General features: G+C 33.7%; 17 protein-coding genes. 3 read left to right on the forward strand and 14 right to left on the reverse strand.

Annotated features, from left to right (window positions below):
* Positions 1 to 55: 55 nt before the first annotated feature.
* From AC1EU5_RS12080 to AC1EU5_RS12100, 5 genes are all read right to left on the reverse strand, one after another.
* Complete coding sequence (locus AC1EU5_RS12080) at positions 56 to 3,688, reverse strand: T9SS type A sorting domain-containing protein (protein ID WP_480192654.1); 3,633 nt, start codon at positions 3,686 to 3,688, stop codon at positions 56 to 58.
* A 232-nt stretch (positions 3,689 to 3,920) separates the two neighbouring features.
* Positions 3,921 to 5,039, reverse strand: a complete 1,119-nt coding sequence (locus tag AC1EU5_RS12085) for an efflux RND transporter periplasmic adaptor subunit (RefSeq protein WP_480192655.1) — start codon at positions 5,037 to 5,039, stop codon at positions 3,921 to 3,923.
* 42 nt (positions 5,040 to 5,081) lie between these two features.
* Positions 5,082 to 6,341, reverse strand: a complete 1,260-nt coding sequence (locus AC1EU5_RS12090; RefSeq protein WP_480192656.1) for an ABC transporter permease — start codon at positions 6,339 to 6,341, stop codon at positions 5,082 to 5,084.
* Between the two features lie 18 nt (positions 6,342 to 6,359).
* A complete protein-coding gene (locus AC1EU5_RS12095; RefSeq protein WP_480192657.1) occupies positions 6,360 to 7,589 on the reverse strand; it encodes an ABC transporter permease in 1,230 nt (409 codons plus the stop codon).
* Positions 7,590 to 7,592: 3 nt separating this feature from the next.
* The gene (locus AC1EU5_RS12100) at positions 7,593 to 8,285 is read right to left on the reverse strand and encodes an ABC transporter ATP-binding protein (RefSeq protein WP_480192658.1); all 693 of its coding nucleotides are present in this window, start codon (positions 8,283 to 8,285) and stop codon (positions 7,593 to 7,595) included.
* A 104-nt stretch (positions 8,286 to 8,389) separates the two neighbouring features.
* On the opposite strand from AC1EU5_RS12100, the gene AC1EU5_RS12105 reads away from it, so the two are divergent.
* A complete protein-coding gene (locus tag AC1EU5_RS12105) occupies positions 8,390 to 8,800 on the forward strand; it encodes a thiol-disulfide oxidoreductase DCC family protein (protein ID WP_480192659.1) in 411 nt (136 codons plus the stop codon).
* A 210-nt stretch (positions 8,801 to 9,010) separates the two neighbouring features.
* On the opposite strand, the gene AC1EU5_RS12110 is transcribed toward AC1EU5_RS12105, so the two are convergent.
* From AC1EU5_RS12110 to AC1EU5_RS12150, 9 genes are all read right to left on the reverse strand, one after another.
* Positions 9,011 to 9,580 carry a DUF2911 domain-containing protein gene (locus tag AC1EU5_RS12110; protein WP_480192660.1) on the reverse strand — a complete coding sequence of 190 codons (570 nt, stop codon included), beginning with the start codon at positions 9,578 to 9,580 and terminating at the stop codon, positions 9,011 to 9,013.
* Positions 9,581 to 9,609: 29 nt separating this feature from the next.
* Positions 9,610 to 10,008 carry a hypothetical protein gene (locus AC1EU5_RS12115; protein ID WP_480192661.1) on the reverse strand — a complete coding sequence of 133 codons (399 nt, stop codon included), beginning with the start codon at positions 10,006 to 10,008 and terminating at the stop codon, positions 9,610 to 9,612.
* A 75-nt stretch (positions 10,009 to 10,083) separates the two neighbouring features.
* The gene (locus tag AC1EU5_RS12120) at positions 10,084 to 10,479 is read right to left on the reverse strand and encodes a hypothetical protein (RefSeq protein ID WP_480192662.1); all 396 of its coding nucleotides are present in this window, start codon (positions 10,477 to 10,479) and stop codon (positions 10,084 to 10,086) included.
* A 599-nt stretch (positions 10,480 to 11,078) separates the two neighbouring features.
* On the reverse strand, positions 11,079 to 12,236 hold the full coding sequence (locus AC1EU5_RS12125) for a peptidase MATCAP family protein (RefSeq protein WP_480192916.1): 1,158 nt from the start codon (positions 12,234 to 12,236) through the stop codon (positions 11,079 to 11,081).
* A 30-nt stretch (positions 12,237 to 12,266) separates the two neighbouring features.
* Positions 12,267 to 13,097 (reverse strand): N-formylglutamate amidohydrolase, encoded by an 831-nt coding sequence (locus AC1EU5_RS12130; RefSeq protein WP_480192663.1) that lies wholly within the window; start codon positions 13,095 to 13,097, stop codon positions 12,267 to 12,269.
* A gap of 11 nt (positions 13,098 to 13,108) precedes the next feature.
* Positions 13,109 to 13,960 carry a sulfurtransferase gene (locus AC1EU5_RS12135; protein WP_480192664.1) on the reverse strand — a complete coding sequence of 284 codons (852 nt, stop codon included), beginning with the start codon at positions 13,958 to 13,960 and terminating at the stop codon, positions 13,109 to 13,111.
* A 9-nt stretch (positions 13,961 to 13,969) separates the two neighbouring features.
* The gene (gshB, locus tag AC1EU5_RS12140; RefSeq protein WP_480192665.1) at positions 13,970 to 15,004 is read right to left on the reverse strand and encodes a glutathione synthase; all 1,035 of its coding nucleotides are present in this window, start codon (positions 15,002 to 15,004) and stop codon (positions 13,970 to 13,972) included.
* Positions 15,005 to 15,019: 15 nt separating this feature from the next.
* Entirely contained in the window at positions 15,020 to 15,460 is a 441-nt protein-coding gene (locus tag AC1EU5_RS12145; RefSeq protein ID WP_480192666.1) for a GyrI-like domain-containing protein, read from the reverse strand.
* 1 nt (position 15,461) lies between these two features.
* Entirely contained in the window at positions 15,462 to 16,787 is a 1,326-nt protein-coding gene (locus AC1EU5_RS12150) for a dicarboxylate/amino acid:cation symporter (RefSeq protein WP_480192667.1), read from the reverse strand.
* A 166-nt stretch (positions 16,788 to 16,953) separates the two neighbouring features.
* Here AC1EU5_RS12150 and AC1EU5_RS12155 point away from each other — a divergent pair, with 166 nt between their 5' ends.
* Both AC1EU5_RS12155 and AC1EU5_RS12160 read left to right on the forward strand, forming a co-directional pair.
* Positions 16,954 to 17,592, forward strand: coding sequence for a DUF937 domain-containing protein (locus tag AC1EU5_RS12155; RefSeq protein WP_480192668.1), 639 nt, complete (start codon positions 16,954 to 16,956; stop codon positions 17,590 to 17,592).
* An 89-nt stretch (positions 17,593 to 17,681) separates the two neighbouring features.
* Entirely contained in the window at positions 17,682 to 17,987 is a 306-nt protein-coding gene (locus tag AC1EU5_RS12160; protein ID WP_480192669.1) for a DUF6787 family protein, read from the forward strand.
* The last annotated feature ends 13 nt before the right edge of the window (positions 17,988 to 18,000 follow it).

Below are 18,000 nucleotides of genomic sequence, written 5' to 3' on the forward strand. Positions count from 1 at the left end.
AGGAATTGATTCTAATAAACCAATCCCTTTTTAATAAAAATTAAAATCTAATTTTCTATTGTTTAACTAATTTAGTTTTATAATTAAAATTATTTCCTTTGATATTTACTAAATAAATACCAGAGGCTTTACTAGAAGCATCCCAATAAAATTCTCTACTGCTATCTAGATTATCCTTTCTATAAACAAGTTGTCCATTAATATTGAATATTCTTAATGAGACCTTAGAATTACCTAACGGTAGAGAATTAAGATTAAAATTGAACTTATCAGCAGATGGGTTAGGCCAAGCTAAAGAAACTACACTTGCATTTAAAGTAGCTAAAGCAGATTCTGTTACATTTGTAGAAGAGTCTGAATCAGAGGATACACCAAATAATTGAAACCGTTGATCAGAGGGCGCATTTCCAAGAGCTAGTGAGGTTGGAGTCCAATCTGTAGCTCCACTAATGAAATTAGCTTCGTCTTTAAATTTACTTTCATTACCATTTACCAATGATTGAGTAGACCAAAACCATTGATCACTTCCAGCAAACGGAGCTGTTATGTAAACAACTAGCCAATAAGAGCCATTTTCTAATTGTACTTCTTGTGGTAACATAATGTTTATATTCGCATCGTCTGCTGCAGAAATTGGTGTAACTTCACCACTATTATACACTTCTTCGCCAATTTCTCCATTATCGTCTTGGTAAATAACTACAGTTGAGTTATTTAACGTTGGTCCACCATTTACACCACCAAAAGCTAAAACTCTGTTTAATGTCCATACGTTCCCTTCTGGTACAACAAAATCATCTGCGGATAAAAGGCTCGCATTTCCAAAATCTGGGAATGTTTGACTTGGTGCAGATGCCAAAGCGTCTTCAGTTTGTTGATAAACAGGCACTTCATTAACTGTAACCGTAAATCCTTCCGCAACAGTTTCTTTTCCTGATGTTGCAATAAATCCAATAGTAGCTACTCCAACTTGATTGGGAGTGTACTTTAAAGTCAACGTATTATTTTCTAAAGTAGCTGTTACTAGATTAGGATTATTATTTGTGAATTCAATTTCAATTGGATGATTTGATTCGCTTACAAATAATCCTGAAATATCAATAACCGTATCATCACTATTTTCATCTACAATTAAATCTGGTAACAAATAAGCTACACTTAATTTGGGTTCAGGTATTTTATACCAAGGCAAAATTGGAAACTTGGCACTAAATAAACCATTACCATGAGTTGCCAAAGCTATAAATCCATCCTTTCTTGTTCTTACCTGATCTACTACTGCATTACCAACTCTAAACGGCTCTCTATACCATCTGGTTTTGTTTCCTCTTAAACGAAATGCATAATACAATCCTGTACTTGTTGCCACGTAATACCCTTGACCATTGCCAAAAAAAGCAGACCATCTTACTGAAGGTCCATTACCAGATCCATCAGGGTTTTCTTCCAAATTCCCGCTTATATCTGTCCATGTTTCTCCTGCATCTTCTGTGATAAACAAACTGGGAATTCCATAATTTGAAAACGCTACAATAACTCTATCACTATCAGAAGGGTCAACATTTATATTACTTACATAACCAGGTGGCATGCCTTTGCCAGAAGATATATCAACAATCTCTTGATCATCTATATTGGCATTATCCATTCTGTAAATCAAGCCACTATTGGTTCCATAATAAAGTTTGTTTGCTTCTGGATATCTTGACACATCTAATGCGGTTATGCTACTATTATCTAAGGTAGTTGTTTGTGATAAAGCAACCCAATTAACTGTAGCAAATGCAAATGTTCCTCCAGGTACTTCATCTAAGTTATTATTTCTTAGCATACGATTACCGTCAGGTAAGTACATTATATTATCATTATTAGGATCAAGAACAAATGGGGCTATAAAACCGGGGTCTGAGGCTATAGCAGGTCTTATTCTTGCAAATGATATAAAATTGCCTTCATCATCAAAATTAAAACGATAGATGTTTGCAAACTGAGAAGAAACATACCGCGTATTCCCACCATCCGCTATGGCATTATACGAGCCGTCTCCTCCAAAATCTTCTATCCAAGGTTCTTTAGAATCAGTTGAATTAGTATACCAAGTTCCATTATCCTGAAAGCCCGACAATAAATCGTCGCTATTAGCCTCTGGATCAAAAGAAACAGCATAAGATTGCGTAGTTAAATAACCATTATTTAATGAGACCCAATCCACGGGTTCTTCGTTAGTATTACTCGTAGTTATATCTTCTGTTACATGTACACCGCCATCACTTGATGATAAAACTTTATTAGGATTAGACGTATAGAAAATAAGATTATGTTGATCTGGGTGCTGATCTGGATATACACTAATATTATTTAAAGGCGAATAACCACCTATCCAGCTTTCTTGCCCCGCTGGTGTGGTAAAACCTGTTGTTGATCTATATAAATTTGTACCTCCAAGTATAATAAAATTAGGGTTATCTGGTTTAACCCTGATCATCATATTATACCTTCCTTGTAAATTTAAATTACCAACAGGTCCTCCAATAGAATTTGGCAAATTAATGCTTAAATCTGTCCACTCAGAACCTGCCTCTGCAGAGGCATCATATCTTAACAAATATGGCGTTCCTATAAGATTTTCTGCAAAAAAGTAAATAATACTATCATCAGAAGGATCGTATGTCATAACTGTTCTACCATTGAAAATAGGTGGAGATGTATCTGATAATCTTGTCCAAGTATCACCATCATCAGAGGTGAAAATACCATTATTAGGATCGCCAAAGTATTCTATAGTGGCATATATTTTCCCACTAGGCGTAATCATTACTTCAGTCCAATTATCAAAGCCACCGGGTAAAACTTCTTCAAAAGTTCTACCACCATCCTTTGATCTATGCACTCCGTTAAATGTTGCAGCGTATACATCACCATTTTTAGGGTGTATAGCTAGTGAATTGGTAATTTCAAATGGAGAAATAGAAGTTAAATCGTTGTCAGCAGTTGCCTTTAACAAGCGCCATGTAAAACCATAGTTTGTAGACTTATAAATTCCATTTCCTGTGTAGAAAGCACCACCACCAGATGCAGAATTACCAGATCGTTCACCAGAACTATAATACCATATACGACCTTTTCTTGGGCGAGGATCCTGTACTATATCTGTAATACTAGGCGATTGCCTGTTTCTAGAAATTTTCCTCCAAGTTGTTCCTGCATTTCTTGAACGCCACAAACCACCAGAAACACCACCAGCGAAAATAATATTCTCATTATATCTATCTATGGCTAGTGCTCTAGTTCTACCTCCAACATTATAAGGTCCTCTATTTTTCCAATATGAATAACCTCTCTTGGCAGATGCGCTTTTGGATTGTTGAGTTTCTTGAATAGATTTTGAAAACTTAGACTCAAGGTCTAAAATGTTTTCAGGAATTTTACCTGTATAAGGGTTTTTAAGTCTTTCAAGTTCGTACCCTACTCTATCTAGAGCATTATCACCAACTGGTCTTGGCTTAGTTTCAGAACCTGACTTAGCAGAATTATCATAAATCTTTGTTTGCTTATAAAGTTTATGCCCTTTTTGTATTGCACTATGACTTTTTTGTAATTGCTGAGAATAACCAATAAAAGCGATTGAGATTACAAGAAAGAATGTCAGAAGAAGTTTTAATTTCTTCAATAGTAAAGTTTGTTTCATATTTGAATTAATTTTAGTTAGAATGTAAATTTACTAAAAAATACGTTTATTTTTTGGGTTTTAATAACGAAAATTGCTAAATGATTATCTTATCAATAAATTTTTTGGTTTTATTCTTTTAAACTTTGTATAAAAACCTTTTTTTTGTCTAAAAAGAAATAAAAAAACCCGAAAAGAATATCTCTTTTCGGGTTTCTCTCAATTAAAACTAAAATTACTCTAAACTTTTTCCTTAAGCATTCTCTTCTTCATCTTCTTCATCCTCATCTTTAGACTTCTTATTCCAAACTTTAATTTGATCATCCATAGTAACACCTTCAAGTATTTCTACATTAATACCATCAGAAATTCCAAGCTTAACATCTTTTTTCTCATATTCATCTTCACCAGTCTTTACTTCCACATATGGTTTTTCAGTTTTCTTATCAAATTGCAACAAAGATTCTTTTATTGACATCACGCTATCCTTTTGTTCTAAAACAATCTCTGCATTGGCACTATAACCTGCTCTTAAGAAATAGTCATCATCTAAGGTTACATCAGCCTTAATTGTAAATTGAACGGAACCACTCTCTTCAGTACCCTTTGGAGCCACAAAATTTAATCTGGCTGGGAATTTTTTATCTTCTACAGCTCCTAGTACGATATCTAAATCTATATCTTTCTTAATCTTACCAACTTCTGCTTCATCTACTTTCCCTTCGAAGATCATCTTTGTCATATCAGCAATTGATGCAATGGTAGTGCCAGCATTAAAATTATTACTTTGAATGACTTGATCTCCTTCTTTTACCGGAATTTCTAATACGGTACCAGATATTTGAGCTCGAATGTTCGTATTAGCTCCGCCACCACCGCCAATAGAACCTCTTCTGATGATCTGATAATCATTCTGAGCATTGATCAAATCTTGTTTTGCTTGATTATATGTAAGTTCAATTGCTTCAAATTCTGACCGTGAAATAACCCCTTTATCAAATAATGCTTTATTTCTGTCATAAGAAACCTTTGCATTATTCAATTGTATTTGAACACTATTAACACGACCTCTAGCACTAGCCAATGATTGCTCATTTGGTACAACCCGTACCTTAGCAATAAGATCTCCTTTTTTGACTTTTGTACCTTCTTCAAGATAAATTTTATCAATAATACCTGTAATTTGAGGTTTGATCTCTATTTCTTCTAGTGGAGTTACTTTACCCGTAGCAACAGTTTTTTTAATAATAGTGGTTTTGAATGGTGTTTCAGTTTCGTATTCAACAGGCGATTTACTATTCATTTTACCGAACCATATTAAAACTGCAAGAAGTAAAACTGCTATTGTACCAAATATGATCTTTCTTTTCATTTGTAATTAATTTTCTAGTTGATTTATAAATTATTCAAGTTGTTATTCTTCTCTTAATGCTTCAATTGGGCGAATGCTAACAGCCCTTTGCGCAGGTATAAGTCCTATTAAAGTGCCAAATGTTACAAGTGCCAAGACCGCTCCTATGGCTATGGGAATATTTACTGTTGGATTCACAAATGGGAATCCGTCCCCTCCCGCTAAGGTTGCATTAATTATCATTAATACGATTCCTCCAAATATAATTCCCAGAACTCCTGCAATTATGGTTAAAAACACTGATTCCAATACTATTTGACCTTTTACTGCTTTCGGTGTTGCACCTAGTGCCCTTCTAATTCCAATTTCCTTTGTTCGCTCTTTAACAGTAATTAGTAAAATACTTCCTATAGCAATTACACCTGCAATTAAAGTTGAAATACCTACAAACCAAGTTAAAAACTTAATCCCTTTAACAAAGCCTGTTATTTTCGAAAACATTTCTCCAAAATTAAAAGATCCAAATGCCTGTTCATCTTCTTGATGTGCACCGTGTCGTCTTTTTAATAAAGTCTTCACATTCTTTTCAACTTCTAAAATATCTGCTTCTTTCTTTGCTGCAATCACCATCCAACCAATATTATCACCGGTATTGTTAATTTTTCTGTACGTAGTAAAAGGAATATAAACTGAATCATCTCCTTCAAAACTTCGTCCATTATCTTTATAAGTACCAACAATTTGAAAGAAACTGCCATTTATCTCTAAATAATCACCCACAGGTTTTTCATCTCTTTCAAACAACTCATCTACAATTTTCTCACCGATAACACACACTTTCTTTTCGTCATTAATATCGTTTGTATTAATAAACCTTCCATCTAGTATTTTCACCTTGTTTACGTTATCAAGTGTAGGATAGTCACCAAATAGTTTATATGTTTTGGTATTTGCCTTTCGCTTTATTTGAGCAGGTGGACCGCCAAACACACCCTGCACATCCCTGGGAACAACAAATTCAATATCAGGAACTTGCCTTCTAATAGCTTCTACGTCCTGAACCTTTAATCGTAACTGTCTTCCTCGTTGAAATCCTTTATTTGGCATACTTGTTCTTTGTGCCCATAAGAAGATACTATTTGTTGCTAAATTGCTAAATTCTTTATCAAAGCCATTTTCCATACCTCTTGCAGCTCCTAAAAGAGTTATAAATAAGAAAATACCCCATAAAACACCAATAATAGTAATGGCCGTTCGAATTTTGCTTTTTTTTATCGATCCAAAAATCTCTTGCCAAGTATCGTTATCAAAAATAAATTTCATCTCGTACTTTTAGTTTCTTTAATCTTCTCCTAAGGCTACAACAGGTTTAATCTTTGCTGCTCTTCGTGCTGGAACATATCCAGCCAATGCACCAACAAAAACTAAAATAATTGTTGCCCAAACTATTGTGCTTTGATTCACCTGAGGATTGGTAATAAAATAATCTTCCAGATTATTGCCCATTCTACTTAAAGCGAAAACTGCGATCATAATTCCAATATATCCTGCTATTGCTGTAATAAAAATAGATTCTTGTAAAATAAGTCCAACTATTGCACCTGGAGTAGCGCCTAACGCTTTACGGATGCCTAATTCTTTTGTTCGTTCTTTGACCACAAATACCATAATATTACCTATGGCAATGGCTCCTGCAAATAGAGTTCCAATACCTATCCAAAGCACTATCAACTGCAGCATATTAGCAAACTGCATATTCTGCTGGTAATCATCAAAAACAGATCTTACCCTTATAGCGCTTCTGTCTTCTTTAGAAACATTATGCTTATCTTTTAGAATCTTGGTTATGTCATTCACCATTTTCTTGGCTCCAGCTACACCCAATGTTTTGTTAAACGATAAATTAATTTGATCAATTTCATCTGTGTTTTTATGGATTAATTGGATGGTTGAGACTGGTGCATATATCAATCGTTCTTCATTATCGCCACCTGCATCACTAAACACCCCCACTACTCTATATGCAAGACCATTTAACTCAATAAACTTACCTAGAGCACTCTCATTCTTAAATAGATCTTGTTCAACAAGTCTACCTATAACTACAACCCTTGATTTAGTTTTCACATCTCTTTCATCAATGAATTTTCCCTCATCAATAATTGTCTTTTCTAAAAACTGATGATCAGGAAAAACTGCTCTCATGGTGTAAGCTCCAGATTCATTTTTCCTGGTAGCCTGAACACTTTTGTAGATTCTTGGTGTTATATACTCTATTTTATCTCCTAATTCTTTTCTTAAAAGCTCTAAATCTTCATTTTCAAACTGAATTTGCCTCCCCTCTTTAAACCCTTTATATGCCTTTGTGGTTCTACCGGCCCAAACAAAAATGGTATTTGTAGCATCATCCGAGAAGAACTTATCAAAAGTATTTTTCAAACCATTGCCCATACCAAATAGCACTGTGAATATGAAAATACCTAAAGTTACTGTAAAGGCACCTAGAAAAGTGCGTAGTTTGTTCTTACTTATTGATTGAAATATTTCCTGCCACCTGCCTATGTCAAACATTGCTTATACGTTTTGCAGTTTTTTAGGTTTCTCATCACTAGTTATTACACCATCTTTTAATCTTACTATTCTATGTGTCATAGCTGCAATATCTTCTTCGTGTGTAATTACCACTATGGTCATTCCTTCATTATTTATCTTAGTCAAAAGATCCATTACAGATTCTGAAGTGGTAGAATCTAAAGCTCCTGTAGGCTCATCTGCCAATACAACTTTAGGCTGCGTAACTAGTGCCCGGGCTATCGCCACTCGTTGCTTCTGACCACCAGATAATTCGCTAGGCAAATGATTGGCCCATTCTTTTAGACCCACTTTATCCAAATAATCTAAGGCTATTTCTTGTCGTTCTTTTCTCCCTAAACCCTTGTAATACAAAGGCATAGCTACATTTTCAAGAGCTGTTTTATATGTGATCAAATTAAATGATTGAAAAACAAAACCTAAGAATTTATTACGGAGCACTGCAGCTTTCTTTTCATTCAGCTTCTCAATTTTCTGATCATTTAAATGGTACTCTCCTTCATCGTGTGTATCTAATAAACCTAAAATGTTTAACAATGTAGATTTTCCAGAACCAGAAGCTCCCATAATGGAAACAAATTCCCCTTCTTTTATTTCTAAATCTAATCCTTTAAGTACATGAAGAGCGTCTTTACCCATTGGGTATGACTTGTGGAGCTTTTTAATTTCGATCATTTCTGGTTAATTAATTTAAGATTTAAAATTAAGAATTGGGTATTACAGCTATTCATAATAATATGTTAAAAGACGAATCGGCTGTTATTTTGTAAATTTGTATCATGGTAAACATACATGACAAATCTGTTATTCTTTTTGATGGCGTTTGCAATTTATGTAATACGTCAATACAATTTGTCATAAAAAGAGATAAAGACAATAATTTCTTATTCTCTTCCTTACAATCTGACGCCAGTCAAGGAATTTTGTTACAGTTTCAACAAGAAAATTTAGATTTAAAATCAATTATTTTGGTAGAAAACGGCAAAATTTATGACAAATCAACAGCAGTTTTAAGAATTTGTAGGAAATTAGGATTTCCATACCAATTACTTTACGGATTTATTATTGTGCCAAAGTTCATAAGAGATGGAGTTTATAATATTGTTGCACGAAATAGGTACAAATGGTTTGGGAAATTAGATAACTGCATGATTCCATCAAAGGAGTTGAAACTTAAATTTTTGGAATAAAAAAAGCCTGAATTTTAAGTAATTCAGGCTTCCTAATCAATGAAAAGCGTTTGAAACAATCATTATTCTTGAGAATGAAGTGTGTATTTCGTTAGTTCCACTTTGATATCGGATCAAAATTGCTTTTCATCTTTTTAAAATCTTTAAGACGAAATACACATATTGTTTTAATTCAATTCATTTCTCAAGTATTCATCTAAATTTAATCTTTTAAAGCCCTGCAATATCATTGCGTTCATAGACTCTAAAGGGTACTTTCACTCTAGTTGTTCCCCAACCTAGTACCATATTTAACTGTTCATGTTTTCTTTTAAAAGCTATTGAGAAAGTTTCAAGCATATTTCCTTGTTGTACAGGCACTTTAATGCGCACAACATTTGCGTCAGGGTTGTACTGATAAGCTCCCCAAACATCTAAATCAGAATTTAGGATAACCTCCCATTCGTACTCACCAGGTATAGTATACAATACATATGATCCTGCCTTTACAACTACATCACCAAGTACCGCATCTTTATACAATTTTACTTCCGTAGCCTCATTAGCCCCTGTTCTCCATAACTCACCAAAAGGTATTTTATTGCCAAAAACTGCCACTTCTTTATCTATACTCGGTCTTCCATATACCACTTTTATAACAGGTTCAGTCAATCTTGTTTCTCTATAATATGCAATGTCATGTGGTACATTATCTAGATTCTTAAAACTCTGCGCTGTTCCTTCGGTAATAAATAATACTGTTAAAAGCATTATGACTGTTGAAATATATGTTCTTTTCATGATATTCATTTTTAAGTTGTTTAACATTTTTATTCATTCATTGCTATAGGATGCTCACCAGCTATCTCCGTTAATTTTCTTGAAGCAGATACAATTAGCCTTGATGTTATGATAAAATTCTTAGTGTATAACCTTAATTTATAAGTCCCTGCAGCTACACTTGCTTTATCAATTTTAAAAATATTACTATCATTTTCTGCCGCATATACTGGTTCACTTGTTCTTGTATCTAAAATTTGAAACTTGTAAAAATCATCAGCTGACTCCAATTTAATGCTATCTTCTACCCTATCATCAGTTACGGTAATTCCTATAGATCCATCTGGTGCGGTAGTTATATATTTCAATCTATTTTGTGACTGTATTTGCTGAGCAAATGTGAATACTGCTACTAAACTTATTACGAATGTGAATACTACTTTTTTCATGATTTTATTTTTTAATGTTTATTGACTTAATACTTTGTTTTAGGAAGAAAGGAGTCAGAAAATATTAGAAGCTAATTAATCATTCATGGCAACCATTTCCTCCTTAATAGCATTGGCTGCTTTTCTTGATGCTGAAACTGTAATTTTAGAAGTAATTACAAAACTTCTAGTATAAAGCTTAAGATTATAAGTACCTGCTGCGAGTTTAGACTTAGCTATTGTACATTCTTTTCCTTGATTAGCAGCAGCATATACTGGTTCACCTGTACGCTCATTTAATACTTGATATTTATAAAAATTGTTTGCTGATTCTAATTTCATGACATCTTTTCTAGAATCATCTGTTATAGTCATGGCTACAGATCCGTCTGGAGCGGTAGTAACATATTTTAATAATTGAGGCTTTGCATCTTGTGCAAATAATGCCATTACTACTAAACTAAAAACGGTGGTTAAAACTACTTTCTTCATGATAAATAAATTTTTAAATTGTTATACTTTTTTAAGTTTTTTTATTCTTGTAGGGAAGAAAGGAGTCACGTTAAAATATTTCGTTATTTTTATATATTTCGTTGTTTTTCAGTTACTTATATTTGTATTTCGTTTTAAATTTGAATGCACTTCCCCTGTGTACCTTTTTTACCGGAAAAAAGGACGCTTTAATTTCATTAATAAATAGAGTAATCTTGTTTTGGTTTAGGCAAGTAGTATCCTAGGTATGAACAACTGCGCTTTATTTTTTTGCATACGTCTAGCTGCTATACATATTATTTATCTTTCAATAAATTGTATGTTTTGATACTACTTAGGATATACTTTACAGTTCTATCCTAACCTATATAAAAAAGATGTAATCTTCTATAATACCATAGGCATTCATTTAAAATTAAACTAACTACTAAATTGAGAGGGAGCGATTTTTGAAAACCTTACACTAGGAATTATTGTGTGTAAAGAATTCAAGAATAATTAACGAAATACAGGACTAAAGTATATAAAAGGTATATATCAGTCAATAGAGCAATCAAGGATTTTTAAAATTCATGGAAAACCATGAGATTTTCATTTTTTTATTTCAGGTTACTTAAAATGAAATCTACAGTCTTATTTGTATTCTTGTTTTTACTGTAAGAAGTAGTAATATGTTTAGATGGAATAGCATAGCCTTTTTCAATTAGGCGATTTATTTGGTCAACATATTCTAAAGATACTTTTCCGGTAAGTAATAAATTAAGGTCTTTACCTGATTTATAATAATCATAAATCTTTTTAAGGCCTGAGAGATATAGGTAATCTTTAGTAAACCCCCCACCTCTATGCGCTCGCATTGTTATATAAAAGGCTTTCTCTTTATTCAAATCATACGTGTTGTGAAGTAACCTAAAAGTTTTTGAAAAGGAATAGCCCTTAGCTAAACTATCTACAGCTAGTACTCTATATGCCAATTCTTTTAACCTTCTTACCGTTAAGCTATCTGACATATACTCGCTAAAAACAGCTAAGCCTTCCTGAGTCTCTACATTATTAGGAAAACCATGAGAAAAGATTTTAAGCGGATGTAACAATCCATTCATGGTAGTAACCATATGTACTCCTATTTCATGGCTCGTTAATATAGCCATCTGGTTTTCAGAAAAGGTATGATTGCCATTAATCACCAATGCTTTAATATTATTTAATACCATAGCAATAGCTCCCATCGTTTCAGAAAACTTGATCTCATAGCTAAAATCGTATTGCTTTGAGTAGTCTCTAAAGATTTGTTCAGCTTCTAAAGGGGTATATTTTGGCAAAAAATAAGGGTCCGTTGGGTCTTCCTCTTCAAAGTGTAGAATGAATTTTGCATTCTCAACATCTTGTTCGGTGGGTGTACCAAAAGAATGCAAACTATTATAATAGAACTTCTTTCCTTCTCCAATAGTTTCTATGCACTGAATCAAGCCAGAATAGAAATAGATGATATCCTCATACAATTGCTTAAGCTCTTTGTCCTCAATAATTTCTAAAGGCTGGGCGAAAAACTCTCTATGTAACTTAAACTTGTCAAAGTCAATAGATGGATACTTAAAAAGTGGGTCTGTAAAATACTTAGATGCAAAGAATTTTTCTTTTTGCTCTTCAATATTTACAGGGTTTACATAGCTCAATAACTCAATCTTCTTGACTAATTGATCTATATAAGCATCTATTTTAAATAAGGATTCAGTGGCTACCTGAGAATCTTTCATCATACATCTTTACGCTAGGGAAACGCAAATTTAAGATTTATGCCTGTTATAAAAAGCTTCTGCATGGTTTTTTATATCTGTGCGCAATGCTTTTTCAACTGCGGCTACTACTTCAGGGTACATAATCTGATTCAATTCATCACAATATACCTTAGCTATTTCGGTGGCTAACACCAATGTATTCTTGAAATTTTGAGTTATATACTTTAAAAAATAGCCATTACCTTGAAAGGTGTCATTTATTTTTGAAGTAGATTTAATCCTGTTTGGTAACTTCATTTTTGAAAGCATTTCTCTCCAAAGTTCAATTTCTTCACCAAAACGGTCATTATCTACATTTGATGTGCCAAGATTCCATGTTGGCACTTCGCGGTCCCAACGCTTCCAGTTATAACTATGCATATCATAAACTACACACACACCAAAAAGTTCTTCCAATTTTTTGATTAAAACGCCTACTACTTTATAGAAATTTTCATGCTTCTGTAGACTTTTTTTATGCATATCACTTGGCAAAGGATTTTTCCATAATTGCTTCCCCCAAGCATCCTCATAAATAGCATTATCAGGATGCCTGTTCAGATCGTATTCAAAACGTGAATCCATACCTGCAATAATTATTGGATGTGTTTTTACCATTTCTTTAGTAGCCGGATCTTCTTCAAACCAGCGTTCATATTCAGTATGTAAGCAATTCTGCCATAATTCACGTCTAAACTGATGCCCATCATGTACCGCTCCACAGGCATAATGAACATAATTATCTATTTTAATAGTAAAAGAATAATCATTTGAAACGGCTTCAAAGGTTTCTTGATTTTCAATCTTTTGAATGATCTGATCAACAGATAATTTTAACATAGCTAAGAAATTTAGTTTTCTGTTTCAATTGGCAATTCATGTCTACTTCCCCATTCCGTCCATGAGCCATCATAAACCGATAGATTCTTAAAGCCTGCCATCTCTGCTCCTAAAGCCAAGATACATGCTGTAATTCCTGAACCACATGAAAAAATTAAGTCGTTCTCATGAGCAGCAAAACCTTTAAACTTTGATTCTAAATCTTCTGTGGATAAGAAATGTCCATTTTTTAATAGCTCTGAATAGGGTAGATTTTTAGAGTTGGGAATATGACCACTCCGTAATCCTTTTCTAGGTTCTGGAGATAATCCTAAAAATCGATCTTTTGATCGAGCATCAATAATTTTAGTATTTATGTCACCTAACTTTTCTGATACTTTTTTAAAACTTTTAATAACACCTTCAACATACTCAGCTTCAAAATCACCAAGCAAGCCTTCATATTTTTTTGACTCTTCTACAGGATAGTCTTTTTCAATCCAAGCTGGTAAACCCCCATCTAAAACAGCAATATTTTGATGGCTAAAGGATTTAAATAACCACCAAGCTCTGGCAGCCGAATAACACCCATAATCATCATAAACAACAATAAGACTGTCTTTATTGACACCTAATTTTCTGGCTTCTTGTTGAAATTGCTCTGAAGATGGAAATGTATTAGGAAGTAACGAAGAAGTATCACTAAAAACATGCTTAATATCAAAAAAGCGAGCATTTTTAATTTGTAGCCTTTGTTTAGAAGAAGCATTTTCATCTTGACTGACCTTAGGCAAGGTTGCATTCAAAACAACTACTTTATCATTATCAAGATGATTAGCTAACCAATCAACAGTTACTAAAGGAGTAGAAAAATCAGTACTCATTGCAACTAACTAAGCTTCATCAACAACTTTTTTAAGATCTGTCTTGCGTCGAAAGGCAGCACTTCGTTCTAAGACTTTACTCTCAAGAAAGTCGATTACTTTTTCCTGAAGTTTCGTTTTATACACCTTATTGATATAGGTAACACCTCCGGGACTCATTACATTCACTTCAACCAGCTTTCCACCAATCACATCTATGCCTACGAAATACAACCCATCTTTCACCAACTTTGGTGCGATCTTTTTGCATAATAATTTCTCTTGGGGTGTGAGCTTATGCTTTGCAACCGTACCTCCAGCTGATACATTTGAGCGATGATCTTTATCTCCTGGAATACGACGCATGGCTCCAATAGGAACTCCATTTAAAATTAAAACTCGTACATCACCTTGATCAGCTCCTTCAATGTATTCCTGTAAGATTACATAATCTGAAGTGCCATCACTTTTATTAATGTAAAAATCAAGTAATGAGTTGATATTGCCCATTGCTGTTTTTTCTATTAAGATAACTCCAGAGCCTCCAAATCCATTTAAGGGCTTTAAGATCATTTTATCAGAAGAAGACTCTTCAATCATTCTAATTAAATAATCTTTATTTTTTGAAACATGGGTTACAGGTATGATTTCATTATCTGGGTCATCAAAAACAGCTGTGTATAGCTTATTGTTTGCTTCGCGCATTCCCCGTACTGAATTGACAATAAAAACATCATCTTTTACAGAGTCAAGAAAATTAAGCATTAAAGGGTCTAAAGGCGGTTCTGCCCGCATAAAAATGGCATCAAATCCCGCCAAGGGAAGCATTTCTTCTCTTGTAATTGCTTTTTTATGAAAAGATTTTAAAGATGCAGGAACTTTTTCCATACGTTCTATAATGGTACAAAAAGCATTGGTAACACTATTTCTAATGGTAAGATTTGCCGGTGAGCAAATAGCTACACCATGCCCTCTTCTTGCACATTCATGTATGAGTGCAAGTGACGTATCGTTTTCCGGAGATTTTATCTGCTCCCAAGGATACATTAAAAAGCAAACATTCATATCTAAGATTTTAAATTAGTTAATTGATAAATAGGTTTTAACTTCAGCATTTTCAAGGTTCATTTTATCAGCTTCATAAACATCAAAATCTACCTGATAACTTCTATCAAATTTTAAATTCCAAATAGTCTTCCAGGTATCTACAACACAATCTGGTAACTTTCCTTTAGAAATAAACTCTTTATACTTAAGCTTTGGAATTTCCTTTCCCACTAATCCTTTCGGAACAGCATCTAAAGTTTTAACTTGTTGTCCAAGGATCGTCGTGTAGAGTCCATTTTCATCAGATTCATAATCTGTATAAATATTAAACAATGCTTCAGAAACTTTATTCGGAATTCTAGAAGCTATCTGATCACTAAACCAAGTATTCCAGAGTTCATTAATATCTTTTTGAGCTTGACTATTTGCATTCATAGTGCGAACCTCAATACCTATTACTTTAAATGCATCCATATCATTTTACTTCATCATAATGATCATCCCATTCTTTAGGCTTTGGTATGCCCAATTTACCAACTGATTTTGCTATTACTGTTGACACGGTAGCATCACCTGTTACATTAATGACTGTTCTACACATGTCTAATGGTCTGTCTACTGCAAAAATCAACCCCAACGCAATAGGATATTTATCTGCTGGAAAACCAATAGATTCTAAAACAATTACTAACATCACCATACCTGCTCCAGGTACAGCTGCACTTCCTATGGAGGCTAATAAGGCTGTTAAGATAATTGTTAATTGATCTGCAAAGGTGATATCAAAACCAAGAGCTTGAGAAACAAAAACAGCAGCTATACCTTGGTATAAACTTGTACCATCCATATTAATGGTAGCGCCCACGGGTAACACAAAACTAGATACTTCTTTGTCAACACCTATGTGTTCTTCAACACGTTCCATGGTAACAGGTAAAGTTGCTGCACTACTACTAGTAGAAAATGCGAGTAACTGAGCAGGGCTTAACTCTTTAATAAACCAAAACGGGTCTTTTTTGGTAAATACTTTTATAACAATCATATAAAATACAACCATTAAAAATAGTCCTAAGACAACGGTTCCTGCATATTTAAGAAGTGCCATTAGTAACTCAGGGTCACCAGATGACACCACTACATTTGCCAATAAAGCAAATACGGCTACGGGTGCAGATAGCATGATTAAGTCTACCATTTTTAAGACTACATCATTTAATGAGTCAAACATTTCCTTTAAAGGTTTCGCTTTTTCCTCACCAATCAACAACATTGAAATCCCTAGAAATATAGCAAAAACAATAACCTGTAACATCAATCCATTTGAAGATAGTGCCTTAAAAGCATTATCAGGAAACATATCTACTAAAAATTGTAAGGGTCCTGAAGATTTTTGCTTTCCGGCTTGTACAATTTTACCTTGTACTCCACTATCATTTGCATATGTTTCAGATATTTTAGCAATCGTTTCATCTGAAACTCCTCCTCCCGGTTCAAGAATATTTACTAATAAAAGACCAATAGTAATGGCCATGACTGTTGTGCCTATATATATGGCTATAGTCTTTAGCCCCATATTCCTAAACTTAGAAATATCTTTTAGATCTGAAATCCCTTTTATTAGTGAGGCTAAAATAAGCGGGATGGCAATTAGCTTCAATAAGTTAATGAATATTGTTCCAATGGGTTTTATCCAATCAGTTACAAAATCTTTTCCCAAAGAAATCTGAGTCATTAAAAAACCAAATAGTAATCCAGTAAACATCCCAATAAGGATTTGCCAGTGAAGGGCTATTTTTTTCATTTAAGTTGTCCAATTTAAAGTTGAAAGATAGAAAATATATGGCAATATAAAATCAATATCTTTTTTGATGTGACTTATTCTTTATTTACCTGTCTAACTATATAGATAATAATAACAATTATTGTATCTTGTGAATTCTTTAAAAACCAATTAAACAAAAACAAAAATGGAAGGAATTTTAGACTTATTAAATAGTGACTTAGGAAAATCTATCGTTTCTGGTGTAGCTGGTTCTACAGGCCAGGACACTTCAAAGACAGGAAGCGTATTAACTATGGCGTTACCTGTACTAATGAAAGCCATGCAGCGCAATGCTTCTACACCTCAAGGAGCAGAAGGCTTGATGGGAGCATTGAATAAACATGATGGTGGAATTTTAGATAATTTAGGCGATCTTTTTGGTGGCGGTGTAAACCCTGAGGTAACTCAAGATGGAGGAAAAATCTTAGGACACGTTCTAGGCAACAGACAACAAGGTGTTGAGCAAGTTATTGGTCAAAAAGCAGGTATTGATGCTGGTTCTGTAGCTAATATTTTAAAAGTTGCTGCCCCTATTTTAATGGGAGTTTTAGGTAAACAAACACGCCAAAATAACGTAAGCAACTCTGGTGATTTAAGTGGGTTATTAGGTGGTATGTTAGGAGGAAGTTCTACACAACAAGAACAAAGTTTCTTAGAGAAAATTTTGGATGCTGACGGAGATGGCAGCGTAATTGATGATGTTGCTGGAATGGTGCTTGGTGGTTCACAAAAGAAAAGTGGTGGCTTAGGAAGCTTACTTGGTGGACTATTTGGTAAGAAATAATCTAAGCTAATTTAAAGTATAAAGTCGAACTAGTGTTCGGCTTTTTTTATACGCACTATTAAGTTAATTTTGCATCGCAATTCGTTTTTATGGAAAAACTAAAAGAGCGCTGGGGTATTGAAAGTAACTGGGCAATCATTGCCATTTTAATTGTGTTTGCTATTAATGGTTCTTTTGCTGCTTGGGTAGCGAAACCAGTTACTGAATTTTTTGGAGTGACTAAAGAGACATTTTCTCCCTGGTTATACCATACAATTCGTTTTCTACTCATTTTCCCTATTTATCAAATTACCTTACCTATAGTGGGGTGGTTATTTGGGCAATTTAAATTCTTCTGGAATTTTGAAAAAAAATTCCTAACCCGGCTAGGATTAGGATTTTTATTTAAAAAATAAGTTAGCAAGCTTA

This window comes from Maritimimonas sp. 2405UD52-3 (assembly GCF_056591715.1).

Coding starts and splice junctions, on each gene's coding strand:
- AC1EU5_RS12080 (WP_480192654.1), bottom strand. CDS start 3,688: ATGAAACAAACTTTACTATTGAAGAAATTAAAACTTCTTCTGACATTC.
- AC1EU5_RS12085 (WP_480192655.1), bottom strand. CDS start 5,039: ATGAAAAGAAAGATCATATTTGGTACAATAGCAGTTTTACTTCTTGCA.
- AC1EU5_RS12090 (WP_480192656.1), bottom strand. CDS start 6,341: ATGAAATTTATTTTTGATAACGATACTTGGCAAGAGATTTTTGGATCG.
- AC1EU5_RS12095 (WP_480192657.1), bottom strand. CDS start 7,589: ATGTTTGACATAGGCAGGTGGCAGGAAATATTTCAATCAATAAGTAAG.
- AC1EU5_RS12100 (WP_480192658.1), bottom strand. CDS start 8,285: ATGATCGAAATTAAAAAGCTCCACAAGTCATACCCAATGGGTAAAGAC.
- AC1EU5_RS12105 (WP_480192659.1), top strand. CDS start 8,390: ATGGTAAACATACATGACAAATCTGTTATTCTTTTTGATGGCGTTTGC.
- AC1EU5_RS12110 (WP_480192660.1), bottom strand. CDS start 9,580: ATGAAAAGAACATATATTTCAACAGTCATAATGCTTTTAACAGTATTA.
- AC1EU5_RS12115 (WP_480192661.1), bottom strand. CDS start 10,008: ATGAAAAAAGTAGTATTCACATTCGTAATAAGTTTAGTAGCAGTATTC.
- AC1EU5_RS12120 (WP_480192662.1), bottom strand. CDS start 10,479: ATGAAGAAAGTAGTTTTAACCACCGTTTTTAGTTTAGTAGTAATGGCA.
- AC1EU5_RS12125 (WP_480192916.1), bottom strand. CDS start 12,236: ATGAAAGATTCTCAGGTAGCCACTGAATCCTTATTTAAAATAGATGCT.
- AC1EU5_RS12130 (WP_480192663.1), bottom strand. CDS start 13,097: ATGTTAAAATTATCTGTTGATCAGATCATTCAAAAGATTGAAAATCAA.
- AC1EU5_RS12135 (WP_480192664.1), bottom strand. CDS start 13,960: ATGAGTACTGATTTTTCTACTCCTTTAGTAACTGTTGATTGGTTAGCT.
- gshB (WP_480192665.1), bottom strand. CDS start 15,004: ATGAATGTTTGCTTTTTAATGTATCCTTGGGAGCAGATAAAATCTCCG.
- AC1EU5_RS12145 (WP_480192666.1), bottom strand. CDS start 15,460: ATGGATGCATTTAAAGTAATAGGTATTGAGGTTCGCACTATGAATGCA.
- AC1EU5_RS12150 (WP_480192667.1), bottom strand. CDS start 16,787: ATGAAAAAAATAGCCCTTCACTGGCAAATCCTTATTGGGATGTTTACT.
- AC1EU5_RS12155 (WP_480192668.1), top strand. CDS start 16,954: ATGGAAGGAATTTTAGACTTATTAAATAGTGACTTAGGAAAATCTATC.
- AC1EU5_RS12160 (WP_480192669.1), top strand. CDS start 17,682: ATGGAAAAACTAAAAGAGCGCTGGGGTATTGAAAGTAACTGGGCAATC.